The sequence below is a fragment of the Vibrio gigantis genome (assembly GCF_024347515.1).
GTDB lineage: Bacteria > Pseudomonadota > Gammaproteobacteria > Enterobacterales > Vibrionaceae > Vibrio > Vibrio gigantis.
In genome coordinates this window covers 2107533-2129056 of record NZ_AP025492.1, presented here as the reverse complement: position 1 = coordinate 2129056, position 21524 = coordinate 2107533, and the positions used below count along the sequence as shown (strand labels likewise).

The following is a 21524-nucleotide window of genomic DNA, read 5'->3' as shown; positions in this document are numbered from 1 at the left end:
ATTAAAGGCGACGAAGTTCTTCGTTTAGCATAGGTAAATCAAGCTTCTGTTCTTTAGCACACTGCTTGGCGATATCGTAACCCGCATCTGCGTGACGCATAACGCCAGTTGCTGGATCATTGTGAAGTACACGAGCAATACGTTGCGATGCATCTTCACTGCCGTCACAACAGATAACCATACCTGAGTGTTGTGAGAAGCCCATGCCAACACCACCACCATGGTGCAGTGAGACCCATGTCGCGCCGCCTGCAGTATTTAGAAGGGCGTTCAATAGAGGCCAATCTGATACGGCATCTGATCCATCCATCATGCCTTCTGTTTCACGGTTCGGGCTTGCTACTGAGCCCGAATCTAGGTGGTCACGACCGATAACAACTGGTGCTTTAAGTTCGCCATTCTTAACCATTTCATTGAATGCTTGGCCCAAACGTTCACGATCTTTCAAGCCAACCCAACAAATACGAGCAGGTAGGCCTTGGAACTGAATGCGTTCACGTGCCATATCTAGCCAGTTGTGTAGATGAGGGTTATCTGGAATCAGTTCTTTTACTTTTTGGTCTGTTTTGTAAATATCTTCTGGGTCACCAGACAGTGCAGCCCAACGGAATGGACCGATACCTTCACAGAACAATGGTCGAATATAAGCTGGAACGAACCCTGGGAAATCAAACGCGTTTTCCACGCCTTCTTCCAGTGCCATTTGGCGAATGTTGTTACCGTAATCTACGGTCGCAGCGCCACGGTATTGCAGGTCTAGCATCGCTTGAACTTGAATTGCCATCGATTGTTTAGCGGCTTTCACTACTTTTGCTTCATCAATGGTGCGTTCTTGTGCGGCTTTCTCCATCGTCCAACCTTGCGGCAAATAGCCATTCAGTGGATCGTGGGCAGACGTTTGGTCGGTCACTACGTCAGGCGTGATGTTACGTTCTACCAACTCTGGGAATACGTCTGCTGCGTTACCTAATAAACCAACAGAAATAGGTGTGTCTGACTCTTTAATCATAGCCATCGCTTCATCTAAGCTGGTGGCTTTTTTGTCTACATAGCCAGTACGTAAGCGGTAGTCGATTCGTGATTCATCACATTCAACCGCGATCATTGAGAAGCCAGCCATAGTTGCAGCAAGAGGCTGAGCGCCGCCCATACCGCCAAGGCCGCCAGTTAGAACCCACTTGCCATTCGCTTCACCTTGGAAGTGCTTCTTCGCGATAGCGACAAAGGTTTCGTAAGTACCTTGAACGATGCCTTGTGAGCCAATGTAGATCCAGCTACCGGCGGTCATTTGTCCGTACATCATCAAGCCTTCTTTATCGAGCTCGTTGAAGTGCTCCCAGTTCGCCCAGTGTGGAACAAGGTTCGAGTTAGCGATCAGTACGCGAGGTGCGTTTTTATGAGTCGGGAACACACCTACAGGCTTACCTGATTGGACAAGTAACGTTTGGTCGTCTTCTAAACGTTCTAGTACTTCAACAATCTTGTCATAACATTTCCAATCACGCGCAGCACGACCAATACCGCCATACACAACCAGTGCATGTGGGTGTTCTGCCACATCAGGGTCTAGGTTGTTCATCAACATACGCAGTGGTGCTTCTGTTAACCAAGATTTAGCGCGCAAAGTGGTGCCATGAGGTGCGCGAATTTCGCGAGTAGTGTCGAGACGAGGGTCACTGTTGTGGTGTTCCGTCATTTTGGAATTCCTTCTGTTTCACGTTATATCGTTGTAGTTGTAGTTGTAGTTGTAGTTGTAGTTGTAGTTATCGGTATAGCTGGATTAGTCGCTGGCCATTGCACTGGCAATATCCCAACACAAACGAGCCGCCAATCGAGCCGTTTGGCCATCGACGTCGTAGTCTGGGTTGTATTCCGCAATGTCCGCGATAATAAGTTTTTCACTGTGTTTGAAAATCTGTTCTAAAAAAGGAGCGATCGCCTCATAACTCACGCCTCTTGCTGCTGGTGCGCTTACGCCCGGCGCCGTAGCTGCGGGGAAAACATCAAGATCAATGGTGAGATAGAGGTAATCGCACTCAGCGATGAATTTTTGCAACTTAACCAGTTGAGCGATTTGGTTTACTTGGGTCATGTTGCGGTCGTGTTCATACCAAACGCCCAGTTGGTCGGCTTTGTTAAACAGCGCTTTGGTATTGCTAGCAGCACTCACACCAAGACAAGCGTAATGAAACGGCCATTGATGCGTTTGGCAGTAGTCACTTATTTGGTTAAACGGTGTGCCTGAGCTTGGTTTGACGTCAGCGATGTCGCTTTCAAATTCACGAAGATCAAAGTGAGCATCAAAGTTAACGATGCCTATTTTAGGTTTGCGCTTTGGTTGAATTTTATTTAGGTGCTCAGCGAGGCCTTGGAATGATGCCCAAGCCACTTCGTGACCACCGCCAAGGGTAATCACTTTGTTGGTTGATAAAGCATTAGCAATCACAGATGCACACTGTTTTTGGCTGACTTCGAGCTGGCCATCATTGCACTCGATATCGCCAAGATCAGCGATGTGTGTATCGCTGTGCCAAGCCATATTCGCCAACGCTTGGCGAATCAAATTAGGTGCTTGCTTCGCGCCCACGCGCCCTTTATTTCTGGCAACGCCAGCATCGCTGGCAAAGCCAACCAAAGCGATAGCGTCATCAGTAAGCTCGTTACTTAAATCAATACTTTGCACTTGTTTGGTAATGTGATGTACGCGTGTGCCAAGTGCGCCATCTTCAAGATCATTACGCCCACTCCATACAAAATCATGCACGGTTATTGTGTTCTTTTGAATGCCGTTGGACTTAGATTGAGTCATGACACACCTCACCATTAACAATACGTTTATGAAGATGAGGAACACCGACTTGATAGCTTAAGTCAGCAGGGTGCTCGATATTCCAGATAGCCAAATCAGCGGCATAACCCACTTCGATTTTGCCTTTGGTTTGTGAGTCGCCAATGGCAGCGGCAGCATGACAAGTCACCCCGCGCAACGCTTCTTCGGGAGTCGTACCAAATAGCGTGCAGCTCATGTTCATCATCAGCGTTAAATCAGCAAAAGGAGAAGTGCCGGGGTTTAAGTCGGTCGCGATTGCCATTGGAATGTTGTGTTCACGAAGTAGGGCAATTGGCGGCTGTTGAGTCTCTTTCAAAAAATAATAAGCACCGGGAAGCAACGTAGCGACTGTTCCTGACTCTGCGAGTGCTTTGACTCCGGCTTCATCTAAGTATTCAACATGGTCGACAGAAAGAGCGCCGTACTTCGCAGCAAGCGCACTGCCACCCAAATTAGAAAGTTGTTCAGTATGACCTTTAATCGCCAGCCCATGCTTTTTGGCTGCTGCAAATACACGTTCGGTTTGTTCTAGGTTGAAGCCGATAGATTCACAGAATACGTCGACCGCATCGGCTAGGCCTTGTTCGGCCGCTTTAGGAATGATCTCTTGGCAAACCAGATCGATATAGCTGTCCGGTTGCTCTTTATATTCAGGCGGTACAGCATGTGCTGCAAGGAGAGTGGTGGTGATCTTAATACGGCGGTGATTCTCCAACGCTTTCGCTGCGCGTAACATCTTGAGCTCATCATCAAGCGTTAAACCATAGCCCGATTTTACTTCGATGCTGGTTACGCCACTTCTTAGTAGGCCATCGAGTCTCGGTAATGCCATTTCAACCAGTTCAGACTCTTGCGCTGCTCGTGTCGCGGTGACTGTCGCTAGAATACCGCCGCCTTGCTTGGCGATGTCGGTGTAAGACACACCATTCAAACGTTGCTCAAATTCATTGGCCCGATTACCCGCAAATACGAGGTGAGTGTGGCAATCAATTAATCCAGGTGTTACTAGCTTGTTCTTGCAGTCATAGGTGACGTAATCCAAAGAATCATCAAAGCTCGATTGCTCTAATTCAGAAGCAAGTGCTTCGTGGTTTGAACGAGACATGGACACGATTTTACCGCTTTCGATAACGATATCTTGAGGGGAAGACGGCTGATAACCATCGGTTCCCGAACTCATGGAGACCACTCGTGCGTTTTTGAGGATCAAATTCATAATCACCTAGATTTTTGCTAAACATTAAATGTATATACAAATAAATAGGCTAAACGCTGACCCGAATCAAGTTGATGTTGCAAAAATGTGATCGGCGATCAGGATGATGTTCTTTAATCTAGGAGTATCTTGGAGCTTAATTTGTACTTAGAACCTGGATGGTAGAGCAATGCAAAGCTGATGAGGCGCTCTTTACTCCATGTTCTTCTATTCAAAAGAAGGCAAGGTTCTGATTCAGAAAGCTTTAGTGACGTTCTGATTTGAGAGTCTGGAATAATGGCTTCAACCGTGTGTTCAATCGCACTCAACGGGCAGCTTTTTGAAAGGTATTCGTTGGGTGTAGAGGTTGAAAAGTCTTGTTCTAGGTATTTGGGAGCTGCTTGTGAGTTCACCCAGCGCGCTTCCAATTGTATCGGTGTGTTGTCCGCAAAGTGGATGATTTCACTATAAAATACTTCTGCGTTAATCATCACGCCTAACCGTGTGGCGGTGTTTTCGTCAGCCTTGATGCTATCGTGTTTGATCACTTGGCTAGTATACGTTTGACCTCGGTCTTTGATCTCTTGCGCGATGTTGTTGATATCAAGCAGTGGAGATTGCGCTTTTTCGTCAGGCTCACACACAAAAGTGCCTAGCCTTGGCTTCCTGATGAGCTTGCCTTCAGACACCAGATCTCGAATGGCTTTATTGACCGTCATTCGACTTACATTGAACTGTTCTGTGAGTTCGAGTTCCGTGGTGATTTGATAGCCCACCGGCCAATGACCATTGCTGATTTTATCGTCTATGAACTGTTTTATCTGAAGGTAGAGCGGCGCTTTCGACATAATGAAACCTTATTTGACTATACAAATAGAGTAACGGAATTTTTCACGATTTCAACATTTCCTCGGGTAATGTGACCTTATTCAACATAGATGGGGCAAATTGCTTGATTCTGTGGGGCAAGTGTCGCAAATTGTCACGCAATAACTATTAGGGCATGTTGATCTTTCGAGCTGGTTTTTGCAGCGATTTGCTGGTTATTTATACAAGACAGAGGCTTTGATGTGTAGCTAGCCTACATGAGAAGCCGATAACGCAGTAGAAATGACCAGCAAACGCTGCCCGAAGGGTTCGGCTAACAGCGTTTTACTCTTTGTTGAGGGAGATTTGCTTAGAATGACTAGGCTACTTCTCCCTCGCCGCGATTAAAACGCTTTTATCTCGAACAAAATTCAACCACGAAAGGTCAACACGCCCTAGTTAATCAAATAATTACAAAGGGAAAGAATATGTTTAAGAAATTAAAGGCCTCGCTAGGTATAGGTGCAGCAAAGGTTGATACTGTCTTAGATAATATTGACGTTTTCCAAGGTGGAGAGTTGTCTGGCAATGTTCACATTGTTGGCGGCGACGTTGAGCAACAAATTGACCTGATCAACTTGGTTCTTAACACAGAAGTGAAAGTTGAAACGGAAGACAGCACCAGCTACGAAACTTTTTCACTGGGTCGTATTCAAGCCGTAGAGGCTTTCATTATTCAACCGGGCGAAACTAAACTGGTTCCATTCCGTCTTAAACTGAATGATGAAACGCCAGTCACCGCGTTGAACGCAAAAATGAATCAATGTCACGTGTGGGTAGAAACCAACCTAGATATCGGCTTCGCGATTGACCCTAAAGACCGCGATTTTATCTCTGTTCACCCACTGCCAACGGTCGCTAAAATTATCCAAGGTGTCGAAGCATCGGGCATGGCAATGGTGAAAGCAGACGTAGAGAAGGGCTTCTTGAAAGGCAATAGCTTCGCTTCTCGCTCTGGCTGTTACCAAGAGGTTGAATTTCGCAGCGGCGGTTTCATGAATAATAAAGAGATCGAGCTGTCATTCATCGTTGAAGGTTCAATGGTTCACTGTCTAGCAGAAATCGATCGCTCAATGAGCTTCCGTGGCGACCAATACATCTCATTCAGCTTGCCTGCAAACGCGGCTGACTCAGACATTCGCAACGCCGTCTCAAGAATCATGAGTGCGTAGTTGCTCTGACTTATATAGATACAACTTAGACTTCCAAGCCGAACTCAAATGTTCGGCTTTTTGTTTTATATGCTCGATCCGAAATATGGTTACCACTGATGACGATAGGCTAATTGGAAGGCAACATCGGTGGAATTGTCCATGTTGAAGATGTTCTCGATTATGGATATCTCGACTGCCGAGCGTTGCATCACATATCGATATCCAAACATCATTTCATTCGCTGATTCTGAAAACTCGGTTTCTCCATCTTCTGCGCCTTCATACCATCTATATTCAAGGTGCAACTCATGATTTTCAAATAGTGTGAGTTGATAGCCGCCCATCCATGACCATGTTGTTTTCTTATGTGCAAAGCCATTCTCTACATCTCGATTTGACTGATTGGCGAGCCCTAAGCTTGTGTAAAAGGTATTGATATCGAGTTGGTAGGCATAGTTGAATTGAGCGCTTTGCTCGGAGCTACTTCCTTCAAAGGCACCGTGGCTGACATTGTTGTGATAAAGGGATACACCAAAGGATAAACCGTGGTTTTCAAGGTCTATGATTTGGTATTGAGTGTAGAGGGTGAAAGCACTAGTCAGCGTATCGCCGGAGAAGTCTCTAATATTGATGTCGTGGTCTGGTGCGTGAATATCAAATTGATGCCGTTCTTTACGATCGCGTCCTGCTTGGTCGATGTCGAATAGGTCATGAAAGTTGATGGTGATTTTATCTAGGTGATTGTTGGCAGCGTAAAGGTAACGGTAATTGAATTCTACTTGCCACGTTTTAGTTAATTGCCATCGCAAACCAGTGTGAAGCTGATTCTGATAATAGTCTAAGTGGTAGTCGTGGGAATTGGCCCAGATACTCGCGGCAGTTAAGGCGGTAAATATTTCAACTTTATTCTCTTTGAGGGGGAAGCCAGAGCGAAGTGCCGGAGTGAGACGAACAGACTGCAATGGTGCTTGAGTATAACTGATTAAGGGGCCGTAATCTTTATTGGCCCAAGCCGCTGGAGTGTAAATAGCAGCAGTTATGATTAACGGCAAAGAGGGTATTAACGATATAAAAGTAGCTTGTCTCTCCATATGCACCTCATCCGTATTCCGTCACTTATCTATAGCTTAGTTCTAAATGACTAAATCGAAACCCCCATGTTGGATTAGAGTGCTTCAAGAGAGGGTTTGTAGGAGGGAAGTCATTGGTTAGCGTGAAAATACTTACCAATTGAAGTTAGTAGGGGAGCGGGAGAGACCCTCTGTGATTGTCATTTTATATTATTTCGTTACAATGCTCGGATACCTACAAATAGGGCATCTGTATTTGCTTCTATGTGGGTATCTTTATTATGCATATATCTCCGGTCAACATACTCGTTGACTGACAAACATATATTAAACATTTTCATGTGTTGCTTGGTGTGCAACACCACTGTAAAGGACAAATAATGCCAATTATTACTCTTCCTGACGGTAGTCAGCGTCAATTTGACAACCCTGTATCAACTCTAGATGTTGCCCTATCAATCGGTCCTGGTCTTGCGAAAGCAACCATTGCTGGTCGTGTAGACGGCGAGCGTGTTGATGCTTGTGATCTTATCGAAAACGATGCAAGCCTAGAAATCATCACAGCTAAAGATGAAGTTGATGGCCTTGAGATCGTTCGTCACTCTTGTGCTCACCTTTTAGGCCACGCGGTTAAGCAGCTTTTTCCAGAAGCGAAAATGGCGATCGGTCCTACTATCGATAACGGCTTCTACTACGATATCGACCTTGAGCACTCTCTAACGCAAGAAGATCTAGAAAAGATCGAAAAGCGCATGAAAGAGCTAGCGAAGACCAAGTACCAAGTTGTTAAGAAGAAAGTTAGCTGGCAGGAAGCGCGCGACGCATTTGAAGCTCGCGGCGAGACTTACAAGATTGAAATCTTGGACGAGAACGTTTCTAAAGACGATCGCCCAGGTCTGTACCATCACGAAGAATACATCGATATGTGTCGTGGTCCACACGTGCCTAACATGAGCTTCTGCCAGCACTTCACTCTACTTAACGTAGCAGGTGCTTACTGGCGTGGTAACAGTGACAACAAGATGCTTCAACGTATCTACGGCACTGCATTCCACGACAAGAAGGCGCTTAAAGCTCACCTTGTGCGCCTAGAAGAAGCGGCTAAACGTGACCACCGTAAAATCGGTAAAGCGCTTGACCTTTTCCACATGCAGCAAGAAGCACCAGGCATGGTGTTCTGGCACCACAACGGTTGGACTATTTTCCGTGAACTAGAAGTGTTTGTACGTGAAAAACTGACTGAGTACGATTACCAAGAAGTTAAAGGCCCATTAATGATGGACCGTGTTCTTTGGGAGCGCTCTGGTCACTGGGATAAGTACGCTGAAGCGATGTTCACTACTTCTTCAGAGAACCGTGAATACGCTATCAAGCCAATGAACTGTCCTGGTCACGTTCAAATCTTCAACCAAGGTTTGAAATCTTACCGTGATCTACCGTTACGTATGGCTGAGTTCGGCTCATGTCACCGTAACGAGCCGTCTGGCGCACTTCACGGTATCATGCGTGTTCGTGGCTTTACTCAAGATGACGCTCACGTATTCTGTACTGAAGACCAAGTTCAACAAGAAGTTAAAGCTTGTATTGAAATGGTTTACGACACTTACACAACTTTCGGTTTCGAAAACATCGTTGTTAAGCTGTCTACTCGTCCAGAGCAACGTGTAGGCTCAGACGAAATGTGGGACCGTGCAGAGGCTGACCTTAAGCTTGCACTAGAGTCAATGGAGATTGCATACGAGATTCAAGAAGGCGAGGGTGCGTTCTACGGACCTAAGATTGAATTTACTTTGCATGATTGTTTGGACCGTGCTTGGCAATGTGGTACAGTGCAGCTCGATTTTGCATTACCAGAACGTTTAGGTGCTACTTACGTAGGTGAAGATAACGAGCGTCACACGCCAGTTATGATCCACCGCGCGATTTTAGGTTCACTAGAACGCTTCATCGGTATTCTTATTGAAGAATACGCTGGCTTCTTCCCAACGTGGTTGGCGCCAGAACAAGCAGTTGTAATGGGCATTACAGACAAACAGTCTGAATATGTACAAGAAATTACGAAAAAACTGCAAAAAAGTGGATTTAGAGTCAAAGCAGACTTGAGAAATGAGAAGATTGGCTTTAAAATCCGCGAACATACTTTGAAACGTGTACCGTTCATGCTTGTGTGTGGTGACCAAGAAATGGAAGCCGGCGAAATTGCAGTACGTACACGTAAAGGTAAGGACCTTGGCAAATTTAAAGTGGATGACTTTATTTCATACATCCAAGCCGAGGTTTCAAGCCGTAAGCTCAATCTGGAGGAATAGCTATTAAAGGCGGAAGACGTGGCCAACAACCGGCCAAACAAAACCAGCACCGTTTAAACGGTGACATTCGTGGCGTTCGTGAAGTGCGTCTAACTGGCGCAGACGGCGAAGCTGTTGGTGTAGTAACAATCGCAGAAGCGATGGAAGCTGCAAATGAAGCTGGTATGGATCTTGTAGAGATCAGCCCTAACGCCGAGCCGCCAGTTTGTCGTGTGATGGACTACGGTAAGTTCCTCTTCGAGAAGAGCAAAGCTGCGAAAGAGCAGAAGAAGAAGCAAAAGCAGGTTCAGATCAAGGAAATCAAATTCCGACCTGGAACTGATATTGGAGACTATCAGGTAAAACTACGCAACCTGACTGGTTTCCTAGAAGACGGCAACAAAGTGAAGGTAACAATTCGCTTCCGTGGCCGCGAAATGGCTCACCAAGAAATCGGTGTTGACGTTCTTAATCGTTTGAAAGCGGATACTGAAGAATTTGCAGTAGTCGAATCTTTCCCAACGAGAATTGAAGGTCGCCAGATGATCATGGTGTTGGCCCCTAAAAAGAAGTAATTAACGGCTTTGCAAGTAATTGAACCCTGCAGCCTCAGGTTGCAGGGTTTTATTCGCCCTAATTACTATGTTATTAACAACTCAACAATGCGGAGTTATTCATCATGCCTAAGATGAAAACCAACAAAGGTGCTGCTAAGCGTTTCCAGAAAACTGCTGGTGGTATTAAGTTTAAGCACGCTGGTAAACGTCACATCCTGACTAAGCGTACTACTAAGAACAAGCGTCAGCTACGTCCGAACTCGATCCTTCCTAAATGTGAAGTTGCTCAAGTTCTACGTATGATGCCATACGCTTAATTCTTTTTAGTTTATAAATTCGTTTAGTTTAGGAGAAGCATAATGCCTCGCGTAAAACGTGGTGTACAAGCTCGTGCACGTCATAAGAAAGTTCTAAAACAAGCTAAAGGTTACTACGGAGCACGTTCACGTGTTTACCGCGTAGCTTTCCAAGCAGTTACCAAAGCTGGTCAATACGCTTACCGTGACCGTCGTAACAAGAAACGTCAATTCCGTCAACTTTGGATTGCACGTATCAACGCGGCATCTCGTCAAAATGGTCTATCTTACAGCCGTTTCATCAACGGTCTTAAGAAAGCATCTATCGAGATCGATCGTAAGATTCTTGCTGACATCGCAGTATTCGACAAAGCAGCATTCGCTGTTCTAGTTGAAAAAGCGAAAGCATCTCTATAATTTAGAGTTAGCTTTAAGGTTTAAGAAAAGGAGAACTTCGGTTCTCCTTTTTTATTGCCTGTAATTTCTCCTCTAGAGACTCCCAACTCCTTCCTCCGTCAGTCTTGGGAATGACGAGATAAACTTCCGCATCTGATTTTTATTCGCTTGAACAGGCATTCTGGTATATAAACATCTACCTAACCTTTAATGTTAAGCGACTGAATAAATGACCGCACCAACCACTATGACGTTCTTCGAACGTTTTGAAGCTGACATCCTTTCTGGCAAAAAGACCATCACCATTCGCGATGAATCAGAGCGTGATTACCAACCGGGTAGCGTTGTTGAAGTATCAACGTTAGAAGAAGGGCGTGTATTCTGTAATCTTAAGATCATCAGCGTAGAACCAATTCTGTTCGATGAACTGGGTGAGTTCCATGCACAGCAAGAGAACATGACGCTGCAAGTGTTGAAAGATGTGATTCAAGATATCTACCCAGGTATCTCTCAGCTTTACGTTGTTTCTTACGAGCTAGTTTAATCGTTAACAACGAACCTTTAGTGCAGTTCTTGGATGGATAGGAAGGATTAATGACTGAGTTATCGAGCGACACTGCGCAGCAAACCTTGCTTCAACTTTATTGTCGCGAGCAAACGGATCAGCCGTTAATTTCTCGTGCCAATCTCGACATTGAACTTTACGACAGCGAAGCGTTTTTAGCTTGGCGCGAAACTAAGCGCGACTTTGTTATCCGTGATATTGAAAGTCGTGTTTGGGTAAAAAGCTGTCCGGCTGGCTACATTACTGAAGTACATTTTAAAGCGGATGGCACTCTAACTGAGTACCGTTTGTTTGACCGCTTTAAGACGGTAGGGCGGTGGCAGTTAAAAGACGGCTTACTGCACGCTGAGATTACTAAAGGCGATAACCGATATGAATTTGCGGTCGTGGCTAGGGCTGACTTAAATATCCACTCTGCGGTGGAATATAAGAACGGCGAGCTGCATTCGTACCTGAAGTTGGTGCAAGCTGAGCGTTAACTCTTTTCATCGAGCTTGATTAAGCGAGCGACTTTCCAAAAAGCAAAAAGCAAAAAGCAAAAAGCAAAAAGCAAAAAGCCAACAGTGATGTTGGCTTTGTTGTTTCTGGCGAAGCTAACTAAGCGTTAGCATTCTTTAAGTTCTGTTTATCTACGGCGTTTACGCTTCAAAGTTTGTTAGGCGTGAGTGCAGTTCACTTCCAACATCTTGCTTGGCACAAACCGTTAGCAGGTCATCAATAAAGTACTTTAATGCGCGAGCTTCGATACGACGAATGCCTTGTTGCTGTTCTTCAGTTAGGTAGCCATAGATAGTTGCAGCGCCAAAGTCACCAAAGATCATCTGACCTTGCTCGTTGACTAAAGTGTTGTGCGCGTACAAATCACCGTGACAAACCTTGTTGTCATGCAGGTGATCAAATACATCGATCATCTGAGTCACGATGTTGTCGATTTGCGAGATTGGAAGTTCGAAACCTTCAGGGAAAGTATCACGCGTGCAAGTCTCGAGTGTTGGTGGTAGCCCTAGGTTGTAGTAGCTGCTTGGAATGAGTTCCATCACCAAAGCTAGGTAATCTTGTTCTTCTACTTGGGCGATAGATTTTACCAAATTGCTATGGTGACCAGCTTGCAGGCACGCTTCCAGTTCATCATGTGGGTAGCCATCGCTGGTGACTTCGCCTTTAAACACTTTAACCGCCACTTCTTGTGGGAAATCAAAGTCGTTGTTTTGCCAGCTTGCATGAGATATCACGCCAGACGCGCCTTGGCCAAGAACTTGATTCAGTGAATAGCTTTGAGAGCTAACTGCAGGCACACTATCTAAGCTGCTAGGGTGTTTGCAAAACGGGTTACCCGCAAACGCTAACCAAGCCAGCTTTGGCAGCTTGATAAGGAACTCTGGGAATTCAGTTAGTTGGTTTGCAGACAAGCGAACCAGTTCGAGGTTGGATAGGTTTTCCATACTTTCAGGTAAAGCGCGAAGCTGGTTGCCTGCGAGTGCCAGCTTTTGCAGACGTGGTCTTTCACCCAGTGAGTTCGGTAGAACTTCGATGGCGTTGTCGGTCAGGATCAACCAGCGCAATTGAGGTGGTAGAGACGCTTCGCTTGCGGTTTTGATTTGGTTGGTCTTAAAACCGATCATTTCAAGCTTAGGAAGTGACCCAAGAACATCAGGAAGGTGCGTGAACAGGTTATTCGACGCAAAGATAATACGCAGGTGAGTAAGCTGTGATAACTCTGCAGGTAAGTCTGATAGCTGATTCCCCGAAAGATCCAGAATCTCTAGTGAATCGGCGAGATCCAATACTTCTAATGGAAACTCAGTGAGACCTTCTGATAGTTTTAAGCGCTTAATACCTTTAAGTTGCCCTGATTTTAATTGTTCTAGAGTATGCAAACCTTAGCCTTATGAATAGATGTTCGAGGCGCGTAGTGTACTTGTCTCAATCGAGAAAGGCGAGTATCCGCAACAATACTCGCCTATCCAAGTTCACCAGTCGTTGATATCAAGCTTAAAGCTGAATACGATTTTGGCTAACGCCGACCTCCTCAACAAAATCCAAGTCATGACTGACTAAGATAAAAGCCCCTTGGTATTCACGCAAAGCTGACGCCAATATCTGCTTTGAGTCGATGTCTAAATGATTGTCTGGCTCATCAAGCAGCAGTAATGGGGAGTCTTGCTTATGGCTGACAATCAACATCGCTAGTTTCATTTTCTCTCCACCACTTAGGTGAGCGACTTTGCGGTACACGGAATCACGCCTAAAGCCGATGCCTGCCAACAATGTCCGAGCATCACTCTCTGTGAGCCCTTCACTATGTGTCATGAGGCTATCGAACATGGTGTTATGGGTATCCAACAAACCAAAGTGTTGATCAAGGTATACCGTAGATCCTAAGCGTTTGATAGTACCAGTGTAATGCGAGTGCTCGTTGTGAATCGCTTTCAACAGTGTCGATTTACCACAGCCGTTTGCGCCGCTTAGATAACAGCGTTCACCTTGTGACAGAGAAAAGTGGATAGGATTACCAGGCCCATATTCAAGTCGGCAATCTTCAACAGTTAATAGCGTGTTCTTTTTCTTGCTATTACTCTCTTGTAGATACAAGGCCTGCGGTTTCAGTTGCTCTTTTTGTTCTTTAAGAGATTGAAGCTTATCTTGATTTTGCTCCTTTAAGTTATTTTGGCTAGTGACTGATGCTGCTTGTGTTCGTCCGGCTTTGTCTTTCATTGCATCCAGTAAGATCTTGGGCTGACTGCCTGATTTTCGCAGTCGGTTTCCTTGCGCCTCTCGCTGTTGCGCTTTTTCTTTATTGGCCTGAGCTTGGCGTTCAAGTCGTCTCTTTTCTGATTGGTGATGAGCAATCTGTTTATCTAGTGCATCGGCCTGATTCGACATTTGTTTGAAGTAGTCATCGTAGTTTCCTTTATAGAAACGCAACCCTAAACTATTGAGGTGGTAGATCCCTTCCATGTGCCTCAACAGGCTTCGGTCATGACTAACCATCAGTATTTTGCCTTCAAATTGTTGGCACTGTTCTATTAACCAGTTGCGCCCGTCACTGTCTAAATGATTCGACGGCTCATCGAGAATCAGTATGTTGTGGTCTGAAGTAAACAGTTGATGAAGCTGTAAAAGGGCAAGCTGCCCACCGCTTAATGTGTTGCATAGCGTGGCCAACTCGCTGGTTATTTTCAGACTGACCAACAGCTTCTGAGTGTTTTCTTGCAAATCCCAATCGTCACCAACGATGTCAAAATGTTGATGCTCGCAGCTGCCTTGTTCAATAGCGTGCAAGGCATTGAGTTTATTCATGATACCTAAGAAATCAGCAATGCTGATCGTGCTATCCAAAAGTTCTGAAGGCAATTGTGAGTAGAAACCAATCGAGCCTTGTCTAGACACACTCCCAGATGTCGGCTGCGTTTTCCCGGTGAGTAATGAAAGTAGCAACGATTTTCCGGCTCCGTTTCTTCCAACTAAGCCAGTCAGTCGCGAGTTCAAATTGAAGGTGATGCCTTTAAATAGCCACTCACCAGTATCGAGCTGGAATGAGAGATTATTGGCTAAGATAGTAGGCATAAAAATACCTCCCTTTACGTATAAACGAGTAAAAGGGGCGAGGCGCTTTTCTGTGCAAGATCCAGCTGGATGCTAACAACAGATCGCCAAAGACGTTACTTAGATAGGTGACCAGTGAAAGAGAGAAAGCGGTATTGAGGTGTTTTCTCTCTTTTAGGTGTGCTCTGGAAGATATTGGCCGTTAATCGGCTGATCTTTTAGAGCTTAATTTGTCGCGAAAATAGATGACGAAGTAACGCCCACTAACCCCGAGTGTCCAAATGATTTTTAAAAAATAAATCGGATGTCAGGATGTTAGTACTTCATTATGGCGTTATTCTCTTTTGAAATGATACTGAATAGGTGCTTAGAAAGTCAACAGGGTGAGGTGATTAAAATGTACCCAAATAATAAAAGCGCCGATGAGACGCTTTTGTTGATTCGATGAAACCAGACATTGCTAAATGGCAAGGTATTAAGTTTATAGCTCGCTGATAATCTAGCTAACAGGACGGCTGCACTTGACCACCAATAGCGCGCCAGCACATATCAAAACTGTCATTGATGTACTTTTCTGATTGTTCTGGCTGCGGCTCTTGTTGATCAACAAGCCAATTCGCACAGATCAAAAAGTGGCTATGGATGAAGTGCCTAACGAGATTAATGTCTAGCACCATCAATTCTTCGGCTTGCTGTCCTTTCAAAATGATGTCATCGAGTGACGCAAACATCTGCGAAACAATGACTTCACGAGTTTGAGTCGTTGGGTCAAAGTGCACATTGGTGAAGAATTTCATGGCGATTGGGTTTTCTAACGCCCACTCAATTCCGGTCATCCACATGAATTTAAAGGCTTGATAGCGATTTTGTTCAGCGATTTCTGTGTGTTGAGCCAGAGTAGAAAATAGCTCTACTTTCAGTTCACGAAACAGCTCATCAATCAGTAGAGATTTGTTCTCAAAATGATGAAACAGTGTCGCTTTTGCTACACCAGCGGTCTTCGCTATTTGCCCTGTAGATGTGCCCTCTAACCCTTGTTGGGAAAAGAGTAGGAGCGCAGCATCTAGGATTTTTTGCCTTTTTGTAATCATCGATTCAGTACTTTGAACATCATTTTCTTGATTGGGTTGTTGTATGGAGGGTGCATCAACTTAGTGAAGTTGATTTTGCCTCGAGTCAATACGGTTTTTGCATGGCTAAAGGTCTTGAAGCCTTCAATGCCGTGGTAGTGTCCCATGCCTGAAGGGCCAATACCACCAAACGGTGCATCTTCCGCCGCCACATGCACCAAAGAGTCATTGATACAAACACCGCCAGAGTGTGTATCCGATAGGAATCGGTCTTGGGTTTTCTTGTCGTGACTCATTAGGTACAGGGCAAGTGGACGTTCTCTTGTGGTGATGTAGCTTATCGCTTCGTCGATCGAATCATAAGGCACGATAGGAAGCACAGGGCCAAACAACTCTTCTTGCATTGCCACCATGTCATCATTCACTTCGGTGAGAAGGTGCGGTGTCATTCTATGGTTCACGTCGTCTTGTGCTTGCTCGGTAACGGTATGTATCACAGCACCTTTTGACTTCGCATCTTCAACTACACCTTTTAATCGATTGTACTGGCGCATGTTAACCACTGAAGTTAAGTCTTTACTCTCAATTCCCGCTTTATAGAGCTTCTTGAAGTAGCGTTTGTAAGCGGTGATAAATGCATCGACCTTTTCTCGTGGCAATAAGATGTAATCGGGTGCTACACAGATTTGACCTGCGTTTAAGCTCTTGGCAAACAGGATACGTTCAACCGCGTCTGCGACATCGAAATCTGGTGCGATGATGGTTGGAGACTTACCGCCAAGTTCAAGTGTAACCGGCGTTAGGTTCGCGGCTGCGGCTTTCATTACGTGCTTACCAACAGAGGTTGAGCCTGTGAATAGGATATGGTCAAACGGCAGCTGGCTGAACTTAGCAGAAACGTCGGCTTCACCTTCGATGATCGCCACTTGTTCTTCACTGAAACCTTCGGCCAACATCGCTTTCAAAACACGGTTTGTTGCAGGAGTAAACTCAGACATCTTGAGCATTGCAGTGTTACCTGCCGCCAATGCTGTGATGAGAGGACCCAAAGAGAGCATAACTGGGAAGTTCCAAGGCACTATGATGCCAACCACACCTACTGGTTGATAATGCACAGTAATCTTGGCTGGTGTTAGCATCAAGCCGGCTTTACGACGTGAAGGTTTCAACCACTTCTTAAGATTTTTATCACTGTAATTGATTTGGTGTAGGGAAGGGGTGATGTCAGCAATTAAGCTGTCGTGCTTTGCTCGATGGCCATAATCTTCTGATACCGCTTCAATTAACTGCTCTTGGTAGCGCATTAATAGTTTTTTCAAGACTGAGAGATCATTTCGTCTCTGCTCAAGTGTTGGATTAACGTTGTTACGGTAGTGATCTTGTTGTCGGTTGAATATTTGATCCATGTCGTTGGTGCTCGACGTGTTTGGTTCAAGGTCTAGATTATGGCTCATAGTATCCCCTAAATTCGAAGGCTGACCGATTGGTTGGTCAGTTAAAATTACAAGAAGTTATGGTCGAATACAAGATATGGACGAAAAAAGTTTATTTTTTGTGCAATGAACTGGCAATTTAGCTAAGTGGGTCCAATAAAGGAAAAGCGGGTATTCAGGAAGAAGTGACAGGTTTGTGAGAAGTGATCATGTGCCTTTTTGTGTAGTTAAAGGCACACGCGATTTGCTTACGGGTTAGGCAGAGACTTTCTCGCAACGCATAAAGATGAAGTTAACGTTTTTTGATAGGCGCTCGTACGTTTCTTCAGAGATGGCTTTGGCTTTCTCGTCGATTGTGCCTTCAGTGATTTGTGAAATCAGCAAGCCAGATTGGCTGACAGCTTGGCAAAGCTCGGTTAATGAACGGCGGTAGAAGCTTACCTGAACGGGTGTTCCAACCGTGTTCCACTCTTCTTGAATGAATTCGCGCTCAAAGTAGTTACCTGAAAGGGTACACTCGAAATCCGCAAATGGGTGGTGAGTGGAAAACACGATGTAGCCGCCCGGTTTCAAAACGCGATACACGTCATCAAAGACAGGCTTTAGATCTTCAATGTAATGCAGTACCAATGGGCACACGATGACATCAGCGCTGTTGTCAGCTTCTTTGGGTAAACCTAGAGCAGCATCTTGCGAGTATGCGGTCACATTGGGGATTTGTTTTCCGTTCACTAGGTCAACCATATCTTGAGATAGGTCGGTACAGGTGACTTTGTTGGCACCTTGGTCGATAAACCATTGTGCGTATATACCTGAACCGCAACCAAGGTCGACAATATCGAGCCCTTTAACATCGTCTAGTAAGGCTATGGTTGATGGGCATTCTAATAGGGCATTATAAATATTATCGCGAGCAGCAGAGTCGTATTGCTTTGCGTAGGTGGTGTACATTTCGGACATGATTTAACACTCATCAATAGGTATGGAAGAACAGGATACTGACTATCTTGGTGATAGCGAGAGTTGTGATAGTGAAGTGCCGATATTTGTCACAACCCTGACTTAACATCACCAAATTAGCTAAGAATTTTAGGCGTCATTGCTATTTTATTCACCTAAATTTTTGTTAGAAAGTGCTTCATTTTTAATGCACTTCAGTCTGTTTTTTGCCCTAAAACCTTGTAATTCCTTAGTTGTCACTTTAAGTCGATCTGTCGATAAAAAAACGTAATCGTAACCACAAATATCAATGGTTGGACTCGCTCTTAATAATATCGGTTAATGCAGCCAACAAATCGTATTCGAACGTTTTTTGTTGGGTTATACCTCGCTATTCCAAAGAGGTATCTTCTGTCGATGGCCCTATAGTGTGAGGTCTCTAGAATTGGAAAATTCGGTTAATTTGGAACGCATCCGTGCTGAGTATAACGTAAAGCACTGGAGCCAAGGTTTTTATGGCATTGATGACAACGGTGAAGTGTATGTATCACCGAGCGAAACGGATCATCAAGTCCCACTAAGTAAGATTGTAAAACAGTTAGAGCAAAGAAATATTGGTTTACCTGCTCTTGTGCGTTTTCCTCAAATCGTGCATCAGCGTGTGCACAATATCTGCAACGCATTTAACCAAGCGATCGAAGAATATCAGTACGACAACCGTTACCTACTTGTTTATCCGATTAAAGTTAACCAGCAAAAAGAAGTGGTTGATGAGATCTTAGCGAGCCAAGCTCAACTAGAGCAAAAGCAGCTAGGCCTAGAGGCGGGCAGCAAGCCTGAGCTATTAGCGGTGTTGGCGTTGGCTCAAAAAGCGAGCTCTGTGATCGTGTGTAACGGTTACAAAGACAGAGAATACATCCGCCTTGCACTGATTGGCGAAAAGCTAGGGCACAAGGTTTTTATCGTTCTAGAGAAACTGTCTGAGCTTGATCTTGTTCTTTCTGAAGCGAAAGCTCTGGGTGTGAAACCTCGTTTGGGTTTACGTATCCGTCTTGCTTCTCAAGGCGCAGGTAAATGGCAAGCAAGTGGTGGTGAGAAGTCGAAGTTCGGCCTGTCTGCATCACAAGTGCTTACCGTTATCGAACGTTTGAAAGCAGAAGACCAGTTGGATGTTCTAGAGCTCGTACACTTCCATCTAGGTTCGCAAATGGCGAACATTCGTGATGTGCGTAATGGTGTGAGTGAAGCGGCTCGCTTCTACTGTGAACTGCGTGATATTGGCGCTCAACTGAAGTTCTTAGATGTTGGTGGTGGTTTAGCTGTCGATTACGACGGCACACGTAGCCAATCTTCAAACTCAATGAACTACGGCCTGCTTGAGTACGCTCGTAACATCGTGATGACGGTAGGGGACATTTGTAAGCTCTACAACCAACCACAACCTGTGATCATTTCGGAGTCTGGTCGTTCATTGACAGCGCACCATGCTGTTTTGATCACCAACGTGATTGGGACTGAAAGCTACTCACCGGAAGACATGGCTGCGCCAGAAGCAGACGCACCACTGTTGCTCAACAACATGTGGAAGAACTTCTTAGAACTTGATGCTGGTAACGACGACCGTGCGTTGATTGAGATCTACAACGATACGCAGAGTGATATTGCAGAAGCGCACAATCAATTTGCGACCGGTATGCTGAACCTTCAGCACCGTGCTTGGGCTGAGCAGATGTCTTTGCGTATCAACTACGAGCTAAGCACTCGTATGAGCACAAAGAACCGTTACCACCGTCCAATTTTGGATGAGTTGAGCGAACGTTTAGCGGACAAGTTCTTCGTGAACTTCTCACTATTCCAGTCATTGCCAGACGCTTGGGGTATTGATCAGGTGTTCCCTGTATTGCCATTGAGCGGTTTAGATAATGCGGATGAGCGTCGTGCTGTGGTGTTGGACATCACTTGTGACTCTGACGGTACGATTGACCAGTATGTAGACGGCCAGGGCATTGAAACAACATTGCCAGTGCCAACGTGGAACCCAGATGAACCATACCTAATGGGCTTCTTCCTAGTTGGGGCGTACCAAGAGATCTTGGGCGATATGCATAACCTATTTGGTGATACGCACAGTGTTGTGGTGAATGTTGATGAGAGCGGAGAAGCGAACATTGACTACATCAACGAAGGCGACACAGTAGAAGACATGATGCGTTACGTTCACATTGATATGGACCTAATTCGTCAGAACTACAAAGAATTGGTAACGGCGAAAGTACCAGCGCAAGAGCAGCAAAGCGTACTTGAAGAGTTAGAGCAAGGCTTGATGGGTTACACCTATCTTGAGGATTTTTAATGAACGATCTATTTACGAAACCAGATTACTCGCTGTACTCCAATGCGATGACGTTTATGCGTCGTCCATTGGTGCAAAACCCAATCGACAACGACGCTGATGTGGTTGTGTTGGGTGCGCCGCTAGATATGGCGACATCTGGTCGTCCGGGTGCTCGTATGGGCCCTGATGCTATTCGTCGTGCATCGGTAAACTTGGCGTGGGAAGGTAAGAAATTCCCGTGGGACTTCAATGTATTTGAGCATACCTCGGTGATTGATGCTGGCGATCTTGTGTTTGATTGCGGTGACGCAGAAGACCTAACTCAGCGTTTGGAAGCTGCAGCTGATGCGATTCTAAATAGTGGTAAAACTCTGTTAGGTTTAGGTGGTGATCACTTCATTACACTGCCTTTACTAAGAGCGTATGGTAAGAAGTACGGTGAGATGGCGTTGATTCACTTCGACGCACATACTGACACCTACAACCAAGGCAGTCGTTACGACCACGGCACCATGTTCTACCATGCACCAAACGAAGGTCTTATCTCGCCAGAACATTCGGTGCAGATCGGTATTCGTACTGAGTACAAACAAGAAGGTCATGGCTTCAACGTCATTAATGCGATGCAAGCGAATGACATGAGTGTGGACGAGATCATTGCTCAAGTGAAAGATATTGTTGGTGATAAGCCAGTGTATCTGACGTTTGATATCGACTGTCTTGATCCTGCCTTTGCACCGGGTACTGGCACGCCAGTGTGTGGTGGTTTGAACTCAGATAAAGTTCTGAAAATCATCCGTGGTTTGCAGGGTATTAACATGGTTGGTATGGACGTTGTAGAAGTTTCTCCAGCGTATGACCAAAGTGATATCACAGCGTTAGCTGGTGCTACGATTGCTCTTGAGCTGCTTTATGTTTGGACTGCGAACCGCCTAGCTAAATCATAATATGTTGTTATAAGCATAGCGTTGCTATCTAATTTA

The 21524-nt window shown here is 45.2% G+C and carries 19 protein-coding genes; 9 read left to right on the top strand and 10 right to left on the bottom strand.

Going from position 1 to position 21524, the window contains the following annotated elements; all coding sequences use genetic code 11:
• Window position 1: 1 nt before the first annotated feature.
• The 4 genes from hutU to hutC form a co-directional block, all read right to left on the bottom strand.
• On the bottom strand, window positions 2–1696 hold the full coding sequence (gene hutU / locus OCV56_RS09330; RefSeq protein ID WP_048615115.1) for a urocanate hydratase: 1695 nt from the start codon (window positions 1694–1696) through the stop codon (window positions 2–4).
• Window positions 1697–1780: 84 nt separating this feature from the next.
• Window positions 1781–2809, bottom strand: a complete 1029-nt coding sequence (gene hutG / locus OCV56_RS09325) for a formimidoylglutamase (protein ID WP_086713550.1) — start codon at window positions 2807–2809, stop codon at window positions 1781–1783.
• The gene (gene hutI, locus OCV56_RS09320; protein ID WP_086713549.1) at window positions 2796–4046 is read right to left on the bottom strand and encodes an imidazolonepropionase; all 1251 of its coding nucleotides are present in this window, start codon (window positions 4044–4046) and stop codon (window positions 2796–2798) included. Before hutI ends, hutG begins: the two co-directional genes overlap by 14 nt.
• Window positions 4047–4159: 113 nt before the next feature.
• Window positions 4160–4873, bottom strand: coding sequence for a histidine utilization repressor (gene hutC, locus OCV56_RS09315; RefSeq protein WP_086713548.1), 714 nt, complete (start codon window positions 4871–4873; stop codon window positions 4160–4162).
• A gap of 447 nt (window positions 4874–5320) precedes the next feature.
• Between hutC and OCV56_RS09310 the strand changes: the two genes are divergently transcribed.
• Window positions 5321–6064 carry a sporulation protein gene (locus OCV56_RS09310; RefSeq protein ID WP_086713547.1) on the top strand — a complete coding sequence of 248 codons (744 nt, stop codon included), beginning with the start codon at window positions 5321–5323 and terminating at the stop codon, window positions 6062–6064.
• Between the two features lie 89 nt (window positions 6065–6153).
• Here the strand turns inward: OCV56_RS09310 and OCV56_RS09305 are convergent, their stop codons facing one another.
• Window positions 6154–7137: a DUF3187 family protein gene (locus OCV56_RS09305; RefSeq protein ID WP_086713546.1), complete on the bottom strand. Its 984-nt coding sequence runs from the start codon at window positions 7135–7137 to the stop codon at window positions 6154–6156.
• A 359-nt stretch (window positions 7138–7496) separates the two neighbouring features.
• Between OCV56_RS09305 and thrS the strand changes: the two genes are divergently transcribed.
• The 6 genes from thrS to OCV56_RS09275 all read left to right on the top strand — a co-directional run bounded on the left by thrS (window position 7497) and on the right by OCV56_RS09275 (window position 11697).
• Window positions 7497–9425 (top strand): threonine--tRNA ligase, encoded by a 1929-nt coding sequence (thrS, locus tag OCV56_RS09300; RefSeq protein WP_086713545.1) that lies wholly within the window; start codon window positions 7497–7499, stop codon window positions 9423–9425.
• An 83-nt stretch (window positions 9426–9508) separates the two neighbouring features.
• Window positions 9509–9979: a translation initiation factor IF-3 gene (gene infC, locus OCV56_RS09295; protein WP_455432265.1), complete on the top strand. Its 471-nt coding sequence runs from the start codon at window positions 9509–9511 to the stop codon at window positions 9977–9979.
• A 104-nt stretch (window positions 9980–10083) separates the two neighbouring features.
• A complete protein-coding gene (gene rpmI / locus OCV56_RS09290; RefSeq protein ID WP_004738430.1) occupies window positions 10084–10278 on the top strand; it encodes a 50S ribosomal protein L35 in 195 nt (64 codons plus the stop codon).
• A gap of 42 nt (window positions 10279–10320) precedes the next feature.
• Entirely contained in the window at window positions 10321–10674 is a 354-nt protein-coding gene (gene rplT / locus OCV56_RS09285; RefSeq protein ID WP_004733517.1) for a 50S ribosomal protein L20, read from the top strand.
• 208 nt (window positions 10675–10882) lie between these two features.
• Window positions 10883–11197, top strand: coding sequence for a N(4)-acetylcytidine aminohydrolase (gene yqfB / locus OCV56_RS09280; RefSeq protein WP_008224694.1), 315 nt, complete (start codon window positions 10883–10885; stop codon window positions 11195–11197).
• Between the two features lie 50 nt (window positions 11198–11247).
• A complete protein-coding gene (locus OCV56_RS09275; RefSeq protein ID WP_086713543.1) occupies window positions 11248–11697 on the top strand; it encodes a hypothetical protein in 450 nt (149 codons plus the stop codon).
• A gap of 159 nt (window positions 11698–11856) precedes the next feature.
• Here the strand turns inward: OCV56_RS09275 and OCV56_RS09270 are convergent, their stop codons facing one another.
• From OCV56_RS09270 to OCV56_RS09250, 5 genes are all read right to left on the bottom strand, one after another.
• On the bottom strand, window positions 11857–13095 hold the full coding sequence (locus tag OCV56_RS09270; protein WP_086713542.1) for a leucine-rich repeat-containing protein kinase family protein: 1239 nt from the start codon (window positions 13093–13095) through the stop codon (window positions 11857–11859).
• 115 nt (window positions 13096–13210) lie between these two features.
• Complete coding sequence (locus tag OCV56_RS09265; RefSeq protein ID WP_086713541.1) at window positions 13211–14785, bottom strand: ATP-binding cassette domain-containing protein; 1575 nt, start codon at window positions 14783–14785, stop codon at window positions 13211–13213.
• Window positions 14786–15267: 482 nt separating this feature from the next.
• Window positions 15268–15855 (bottom strand): TetR/AcrR family transcriptional regulator, encoded by a 588-nt coding sequence (locus OCV56_RS09260; RefSeq protein ID WP_086713540.1) that lies wholly within the window; start codon window positions 15853–15855, stop codon window positions 15268–15270.
• Window positions 15852–17288, bottom strand: coding sequence for a coniferyl aldehyde dehydrogenase (locus OCV56_RS09255; RefSeq protein ID WP_086713539.1), 1437 nt, complete (start codon window positions 17286–17288; stop codon window positions 15852–15854). Before OCV56_RS09255 ends, OCV56_RS09260 begins: the two co-directional genes overlap by 4 nt.
• A 234-nt stretch (window positions 17289–17522) precedes the next feature.
• Entirely contained in the window at window positions 17523–18227 is a 705-nt protein-coding gene (locus tag OCV56_RS09250; RefSeq protein ID WP_086713538.1) for a class I SAM-dependent DNA methyltransferase, read from the bottom strand.
• Window positions 18228–18669: 442 nt separating this feature from the next.
• Between OCV56_RS09250 and speA the strand changes: the two genes are divergently transcribed.
• Together speA and speB are read left to right on the top strand one after the other, a co-directional pair.
• The gene (gene speA, locus OCV56_RS09245; protein WP_190960463.1) at window positions 18670–20559 is read left to right on the top strand and encodes an arginine decarboxylase; all 1890 of its coding nucleotides are present in this window, start codon (window positions 18670–18672) and stop codon (window positions 20557–20559) included.
• The gene (speB, locus tag OCV56_RS09240; RefSeq protein WP_086713537.1) at window positions 20559–21488 is read left to right on the top strand and encodes an agmatinase; all 930 of its coding nucleotides are present in this window, start codon (window positions 20559–20561) and stop codon (window positions 21486–21488) included. The genes speA and speB overlap by 1 nt, the downstream gene beginning before the upstream one ends.
• The last annotated feature ends 36 nt before the right edge of the window (window positions 21489–21524 follow it).

Excerpts from the sequence above, each read along its gene's own strand:
- hutC (WP_086713548.1), bottom strand. The coding sequence starts at position 4,873 with ATGTCGAAAGCGCCGCTCTACCTTCAGATAAAACAGTTCATAGACGAT.
- yqfB (WP_008224694.1), top strand. The coding sequence starts at position 10,883 with ATGACCGCACCAACCACTATGACGTTCTTCGAACGTTTTGAAGCTGAC.
- hutI (WP_086713549.1), bottom strand. The coding sequence starts at position 4,046 with ATGAATTTGATCCTCAAAAACGCACGAGTGGTCTCCATGAGTTCGGGA.
- OCV56_RS09305 (WP_086713546.1), bottom strand. The coding sequence starts at position 7,137 with ATGGAGAGACAAGCTACTTTTATATCGTTAATACCCTCTTTGCCGTTA.
- thrS (WP_086713545.1), top strand. The coding sequence starts at position 7,497 with ATGCCAATTATTACTCTTCCTGACGGTAGTCAGCGTCAATTTGACAAC.
- hutG (WP_086713550.1), bottom strand. The coding sequence starts at position 2,809 with ATGACTCAATCTAAGTCCAACGGCATTCAAAAGAACACAATAACCGTG.
- rpmI (WP_004738430.1), top strand. The coding sequence starts at position 10,084 with ATGCCTAAGATGAAAACCAACAAAGGTGCTGCTAAGCGTTTCCAGAAA.
- OCV56_RS09255 (WP_086713539.1), bottom strand. The coding sequence starts at position 17,288 with ATGAGCCATAATCTAGACCTTGAACCAAACACGTCGAGCACCAACGAC.
- OCV56_RS09275 (WP_086713543.1), top strand. The coding sequence starts at position 11,248 with ATGACTGAGTTATCGAGCGACACTGCGCAGCAAACCTTGCTTCAACTT.
- speB (WP_086713537.1), top strand. The coding sequence starts at position 20,559 with ATGAACGATCTATTTACGAAACCAGATTACTCGCTGTACTCCAATGCG.
- OCV56_RS09250 (WP_086713538.1), bottom strand. The coding sequence starts at position 18,227 with ATGTCCGAAATGTACACCACCTACGCAAAGCAATACGACTCTGCTGCT.
- hutU (WP_048615115.1), bottom strand. The coding sequence starts at position 1,696 with ATGACGGAACACCACAACAGTGACCCTCGTCTCGACACTACTCGCGAA.
- OCV56_RS09260 (WP_086713540.1), bottom strand. The coding sequence starts at position 15,855 with ATGATTACAAAAAGGCAAAAAATCCTAGATGCTGCGCTCCTACTCTTT.
- rplT (WP_004733517.1), top strand. The coding sequence starts at position 10,321 with ATGCCTCGCGTAAAACGTGGTGTACAAGCTCGTGCACGTCATAAGAAA.
- OCV56_RS09310 (WP_086713547.1), top strand. The coding sequence starts at position 5,321 with ATGTTTAAGAAATTAAAGGCCTCGCTAGGTATAGGTGCAGCAAAGGTT.
- OCV56_RS09265 (WP_086713541.1), bottom strand. The coding sequence starts at position 14,785 with ATGCCTACTATCTTAGCCAATAATCTCTCATTCCAGCTCGATACTGGT.